Here is a 6,145-nt window from a genome sequence, read left to right as displayed (position 1 = left end):
TGCGGGCGTTGTCGCCCATGCCCAGACCGGCCGCCAGGCCGACCGCGAGGGCGATGACGTTCTTGATCGCCCCGCCGAGCTCGCAGCCCGCCACGTCCGTGCCCTTGTAGGGGCGGAAGTACGGGGTGTGGCACGCCTTTTGCAGCGCGGCGGCCGCCGTCTCGTCGGGGCAGGCGATCAAGGACGCGGCGGGCTGCCCGGCGGCGATCTCCCGGGCCAGGTTCGGCCCGGACAGCACCGCGATCCGCTCGCACGGGATGCCCGTGACCTGGTGGATCACCTCCGACATCCGCAGCCCGGAGTACGTCTCGACACCCTTCATCGAGCTCACCACGACCGCGTCCGGCTCGATGTGTGGGGCCCAGGCGGCGAGGTTAGCCCGCAGCGCCTGCGCCGGGATCGACAGCACGACATGCCGGGCCCCGGCGAGCGCTTCGACCGGGTCTGCTGTCGCGCGGAGCCGGTCGGGCAAGACGACGTCGGGCAGGTACTGAGCGTTCTGGTGCCGGACGTTGATCTCGGCGACGACCTCAGGCCGTCTGGCGTGGATCGTGACGTCGCTGCCGGCGTCGGCGAACACCTTCGCCATCGTCGTCCCCCACGACCCTGCGGAGAGCACCGCAACCCGCGCCACCCGACACCCCATCCACCTCGCAAGCCCTGACCCCGGTGACCCTATCCGCCACCTGAAGGCCTCCTCAGCGTCACCGCCAAAGCCTCGCGCGTCGCCAACCGGGGCAGGACCAGCTCGGCCTCCCGCGCCGCCTGGTCGTCACCGAGCTCCCGGCGCAGCTCCGCTTCGTAGGGCTGCCACAGCCGGTAGAAGCGCCTCCACAGCGCCGGTTCGTCCGGCCGCTCGTCGATGTACTCCACCGTGAGCCCGGCCGCGCGCGCTCCAACGTTGCCTTATGGCGCTCAGGTTCCGAACGGACGTCGCGGTGGTTCAAGTGCGAGCTGTCTCGGTTTTCCTAAGCTTCGACGGCAGAGGGAACACCCGGGCTGTTCCTGGACGGCTAAACACCAAAGACGAGAAACTCGTGAACCAAAAGAATTCCGGCCATGTGGCCGTCATCGCAGGTACCGGCGCCGACATGGACAGCCCCAACGGGGTGATCGGCCGTGTGCGGATCGGGCGTGCCCAGGCCCGCCGGATCAAGGTGATCGTTTGTCACCGGGTCACCTCGGTGTTCGTCACCACCAGTAGTGCCCAGACCAGTCGGGGCGCGTGGCGGGCCTCTATCCGGACAGGCGTGCTCCACTGGAGCCCGCTCGCTGCTGATCAGCCGGTTCCACGCCTTCTGCGCACCGAGCCCGGACGCGGCTGGGCGACCCATAGGTCTGACGCGAAGACAACCGTCCTCACTTTTAGACCCCTTTAGTACATGAGCATAATCGGCTCCTTGATCGTCGAGGAGCTGATTTTCTGAAATCCGGTGGTCGGACAAGGCTGCCGTGGAAAGCGGAGACATGATGGGCAAGAGTCCTTATGACTATGTCGTGGTGGGAGCGGGGACAGCGGGATGCGTGATTGCCTCCCGGCTTTCGGAACGCCCCGGTGTGAGGGTGTTGCTGCTGGAGGCGGGAGCCCGGGACGCAACCGAGGCGATGGCATCTCCTTGGGGCTTCCTGGGGTTCGACCCGTCATCCCTCTGGCTGGGCGCCTCGACCGTGCAGGCCGGTACAGGCAGGGTCGCTGACGTGCTGCGCGGCAAGGCGCTCGGCGGATCGTCGAGCATCAACGGCCTCTACCACCTGCGGGGGCACCGCTCCGGTTACGACGAATGGCCCGGCCTCGGGGCTCCGGGCTGGGGTTTCGACGATCTGGTGCCCTATTTCCGCCGCAGCGAGAGCGCTCGCAGCCGTGATGCCTCCGTGCGGGGCACGGACGGGCCGGTCGTGGTCGCCCCGGTCCTGGAACCCCATCCCCTGGCCACGGCGGGCGTCGACGCCGCGGTGGAGGCTGGGTTCGCATGCGTCGATGACATCGGCGGCGGGCTGGAGATCGGGTTCGGGTGGAGTGACATGAATCTGCCCGGCGGTGCCCGCCAGAGCGCGGCCGACGCCTACATCCGTCCGTTCCTCGACCGGCCGAATCTGGATGTTGTTACGGACGCGACGGTGCAGCGGCTGCGCACCACCGCGGGCCGCTGCACCGGCGTCGAATACACCATCGGTGGGGAGCACCTGTCCGTCGATGGCGCCGAGGTGGTACTGACCGCGGGGGCCATCGGTTCCGCACACCTCCTGATGCTGTCAGGGATCGGCCCGGCACAACACCTTGAGGAACACGGTATCGACGTCGTCGCCGACCTGCCGGGAGTGGGCTCCCATCTGCAGGACCATCCGATGGCGGGCGTGGTGTACGAGGCCATCCAGCCCGTACCGTTCGTTCCTGCCAACCCGCCGGCCGAAATGATGGGCCTGCTGTACAGCGACCATGCCGCGGCCCGGCCGGACCTTCAGGTCTACGTCGTCGCCGCACCGCTCCCGTCGGCATGGGGCCAGCCGCCGGCCAACGGCTACTCCATTGCTTTCTCCGCGATGGCTCCGCACAGCAGCGGCACCGTGCGCCTGGCGGACGCCAATCCCGGCAGCGCTCCCGTCGTCGACCCCGGCTACCTGAGCGACGACCGTGATCTGGAGGTCATGCGCAAGGGCCTGGCCCTGGCACGCCGCATCGGGGAGGCCGACGCGTTCGCCAACTGGCGCAAGCAGGAAGCGGTGCCGGGCTCCGGGACGAGCGGCGAATCCGTGGACGAGTTCATCCGCAAGGCCACCGGCCCCTACTTCCACTTCACCGGCACCTGCCGCATGGGAACCGACGCCGATGCCGTCGTCGACCCTGCGAACCTTCGCGTGCACGGGATGGCCGGACTGCGGGTCGCCGATGCCTCGGTGATGCCGTCCATTCCCTCGGCCAACACCAACGCGACCGTCTACGCCATCGCCGAACGGGCCGCCGAACTGATCGACTGAGCCTTCGTCAGCGCCCACGGCGCTTCCACAACGCGCTCATCCCCGACGCCTGGACCGCCGGCAGCTGGTCGGAGTCTCGACCAGCTGCCGGCATCCTGCTTGCCGAACTCAAGGCGGCCGGCGAGCTCGACGGGTCCAGGGCCTGTGTGGACGGCTGCCACAGACACACGAAAGCGGGGGAGCTGACGCCGGTCCGTCGTCGGTCGGCCAGCGGAAGGCAGGCAGCGAACACCACCCAATGGTGAGCCACGGGGCGGTGGATCACCTCTCAGCTCGCCGGGAACCGCCGAGTTCCAAAAGACCGAGGGCCCCGCGGGCACCGCCGGCGAGGTCACCCAGATCCGCGCCCTCATTGACAACATCCCGCCCAGGTCACATGCCCAGGCCGCCCACAGCGCCGCCCTGCCTTGCTTGGGACACGAGTTGGCGGCATCCGCTGAACTGCGGTCGTACCTTTGGTCACCCGCTTTCGGCCGACCCGTGGCCCGGCAGGTGCCTGTTCGGCGAGAGCGAGGCTGCTCCGGTCGAGCGGGCGTACTCGGTGGGAGTCTGACCGTAGTGCTTCTTGAAGGTCCGGGTGAAGTGGCTGCTGTCCGCGAACTGCCAGTGTGCGGCGAGTTCCGAGATACTCAGGCGGCCTGACGGCGCGGTGAGGGCGAGCCGGGCCTCTTGCAGTCGCCGGTGGCGGATGTAGACGGCCACCTGTTCTCCCACCGCGGCGAATGCCCGGTGCAGCGTACGGACGGAGACGTTGAGTTCACGCGCAAGCATCGCAGGAGAAAGTTCGGGATCAGCGAGCCGGCGGTCCGCGAGGTCCTTGGCTGCCTGGGTGAGCGCGGGAGCCAGCCGGGGTTCTACGTCGTCGAACCGGCCCTTCGCCACCGCCTTGGCCAGCTCGATCAGGGCGCCGTGGGCGGCTTCCACACCGGCTGGGCCGAGGTCGGCCACAGTTGTGTGGATCATGTCCGTGAGGGCCGTCAGCAGGCGTATCTCGGCCGAGTCCGCCGGCCCGGTGATGACCCGGTTCCCGAGCAGGGGTTTGAGCTCGCCGGGGGGCAGGACTAAGAACTTCGCCGTGAGGTGCGCCGTCGTCTCGAAGGCCGTCAGGCGCCCGACGTGCCGGACGAGGAACTGCCCTGCCGGTACGGTCTGCTCGCCGTAACCGGGCGGCCCGCCCAGAGTCCATGCGCCGCGCTGCACTACGTACATGGCCACCAGATCCTGATCGCCGCCCGGGGCGTCCGCGGTCCGGGTTGCCGACGCGGCGTGAAGATCGGCGATTGCCGCGCCGTGCACCTTGGCCACGTTGCCCTTGACCCGGAAGTCACCGATCGTGTCCGGGCTGAAGGCCGGCAGTTGGAAGACGTCGTCGCCGATCTGCGTCTCCCACCCGCGCCGGAAGGCGTCGAGTCCCCGCGGTGCGGCGTCCGGGGCGGTCGAGTCCACTGCGAGCACCCCGCGCGCGCCGTCGACCTCCGCTCCTGTACTGTGCATGACTTTCTGATCCCCTCACCGTCATTGCTTCAACGCCATCCTGTGGTGCTCGTGTTCCGCAGGACGTCGCCATGGCTCATGTGGGCACTGTGCCAATCTTCCTACAGACGGCCCGCATGGCAGCGGTCGAGGGGCAGAGCTGATGCGTTCTGATTCGGCGAGATGAGCTGATCGCCTGCGTACGCGCCGCCGTGGTCGGTTCGCCCAGATCGGCAACGAGAGACGCGACCCCTGATGATCAGGCTTCTCGAAGCCTTTGATCACGAACAGGGGTTGCGTTCGCGTGCCATCCTCCCCAATCGGTGTCCTGCAACGCCACTGCGCGGACACCGATTCCACCTGCCCGGAACCGTCACAGCTCACCTGCCTGGCGGACGTGTTGGGCCGGATACCCGATCCCCGCCAGGGCCGGGGCCGCCGCTACCGCCTGGGCTCCCTGCTCGCGCTGTGCATGGTCGCGGTCCTCGGCGGAGCCATGTCCCTGGCGGCCATCGCGCGCTTCGCCACCGATACCGACTCCAACCTGCGCGGACAACTCGAACTGACCTCCAGCACGCCGAACGCCTCCACGCTGGGACGACTTCTGGCCCGCTTGGACGGCGACGCCCTGGACGACGCCGTGGGCGCCTGGCTCGCCCGGTACGCCGCCACCGGTCGACGAACCCGGTGACACCCTGATCGGTCTGGCCGTCGACGGCAAGGCCGTGCGAGGATCCCGCACCGGCGGCGCAGCCGTCCACCTGCTCGCCGCCGCACTCCACGCCTGCCAGACCGTGATCGCCCAGCGCCAGATCGCCGCGAACGCGGGGGACTCGCGGTCCAACGCCGACATCAACACCATCGGGAGACCGGCAACTGCCCGCCGGTCCAGCATCAGCGAGCCGCGCCGCCCCAGGGCACGTCCAGGACCTGTCCGGCCGATCGCACACACGCGGGGTGTGGCACGCACAGCTGCGACTTGTCGTCGGCCACCCGCCTGGACGCGGCGGGACTGTCACACCTCCCTGCCATGCTGTGACCCATGACAGCAGCCAAGGATTCGCCCGCTTCCGCCACCCCAACGGCCACCATGGATGCCCTGTTATGGCGGTGGGTGGATCACGTCAATCGGAACGGTGAGAAGGGAATGACGAGGCCGGAATGGTTCGCGTGCGTCGGAGAGTTGGAACTCGCGGAGTACGTCACTTGGTACGGGATGGCGACCACCGGTCGATGGGGTCACGGCGGCCTGCTCTCCGGCCCCAGCAAGGCTCCGGTGTACGCGGGCTTCTACTGGTCTCAGGTGGGCGACGAACCGGCGGTGGCCCGGGTCAGCATGGTCGTCCTGCCGCTGGCGGATCCCGCCCGGATCGTCGCGGCCGACTGGAACGACGGATACAACGGCTACGAACCGGCGGCGCTGGACGGATACGCCGTCCTGTGCGGCGATCCGTTCGATCCGCTGCACGTCGACGGCCGCGATGCCGAGGCCGATCTCCGCGAGGTCAAGCGGATCATCGCGGCCGGCGACGGCCAGGGCCGCCGGGTCAACCACGCCGAGATCGTCACCGATCCGGACCGCGGTGGCAACGCCCTGTTCTTCCCGGTCAATGAGGAGGAACGAGACGGCTACGAGGCACTGGAGGAGGACGGAACGGTCGTCTGCCTCGCCTTCATCGCCTACGACTTCCCCTGC

7 protein-coding genes are annotated in these 6,145 nt (G+C 68.8%); 3 read left to right on the top strand and 4 right to left on the bottom strand.

The genetic code is table 11. The annotated features are described in order from the left end of the window. From AQJ27_RS50420 to AQJ27_RS57140, 3 genes are all read right to left on the bottom strand, one after another. Window positions 1-646 (bottom strand): NAD(P)H-dependent glycerol-3-phosphate dehydrogenase (locus AQJ27_RS50420; protein WP_159064669.1); only part of this gene is annotated, 646 nt, incomplete at its 3' end. A 29-nt stretch (window positions 647-675) separates the two neighbouring features. Beyond that, window positions 676-873: a hypothetical protein gene (locus AQJ27_RS58240; protein WP_067385675.1), complete on the bottom strand. Its 198-nt coding sequence runs from the start codon at window positions 871-873 to the stop codon at window positions 676-678. 140 nt (window positions 874-1,013) lie between these two features. Then, the gene (locus tag AQJ27_RS57140) at window positions 1,014-1,172 is read right to left on the bottom strand and encodes a hypothetical protein (protein WP_159064668.1); all 159 of its coding nucleotides are present in this window, start codon (window positions 1,170-1,172) and stop codon (window positions 1,014-1,016) included. Between the two features lie 298 nt (window positions 1,173-1,470). Here AQJ27_RS57140 and AQJ27_RS50410 point away from each other — a divergent pair, with 298 nt between their 5' ends. Further along, a complete protein-coding gene (locus tag AQJ27_RS50410) occupies window positions 1,471-2,976 on the top strand; it encodes a GMC family oxidoreductase (RefSeq protein ID WP_079065949.1) in 1,506 nt (501 codons plus the stop codon). A gap of 459 nt (window positions 2,977-3,435) precedes the next feature. Here the strand turns inward: AQJ27_RS50410 and AQJ27_RS60020 are convergent, their stop codons facing one another. Continuing rightward, entirely contained in the window at window positions 3,436-4,470 is a 1,035-nt protein-coding gene (locus AQJ27_RS60020; RefSeq protein ID WP_067385672.1) for a helix-turn-helix domain-containing protein, read from the bottom strand. Between the two features lie 283 nt (window positions 4,471-4,753). Between AQJ27_RS60020 and AQJ27_RS50400 the strand changes: the two genes are divergently transcribed. Both AQJ27_RS50400 and AQJ27_RS50395 read left to right on the top strand, forming a co-directional pair. Continuing rightward, on the top strand, window positions 4,754-5,140 hold the full coding sequence (locus AQJ27_RS50400) for a transposase family protein (protein WP_159064667.1): 387 nt from the start codon (window positions 4,754-4,756) through the stop codon (window positions 5,138-5,140). A 456-nt stretch (window positions 5,141-5,596) separates the two neighbouring features. Beyond that, the coding region (locus tag AQJ27_RS50395) for a hypothetical protein (RefSeq protein ID WP_159064666.1) at window positions 5,597-6,145 on the top strand (549 nt) is incomplete at its 3' end.

It is taken from the genome of Streptomyces olivochromogenes (genome assembly GCF_001514115.1).
Lineage (GTDB): Bacteria > Actinomycetota > Actinomycetes > Streptomycetales > Streptomycetaceae > Streptomyces > Streptomyces olivochromogenes.
Note: the sequence above shows the minus strand (reverse complement) of the source record. Positions and strands in the feature narration are given on the sequence as shown.

What these genes read in the sequence shown, in the direction of transcription:
- AQJ27_RS50410 (WP_079065949.1), top strand. Translation starts at nt 1,471, where the DNA reads ATGGGCAAGAGTCCTTATGACTATGTCGTGGTGGGAGCGGGGACAGCG.
- AQJ27_RS60020 (WP_067385672.1), bottom strand. Translation starts at nt 4,470, where the DNA reads ATGCACAGTACAGGAGCGGAGGTCGACGGCGCGCGCGGGGTGCTCGCA.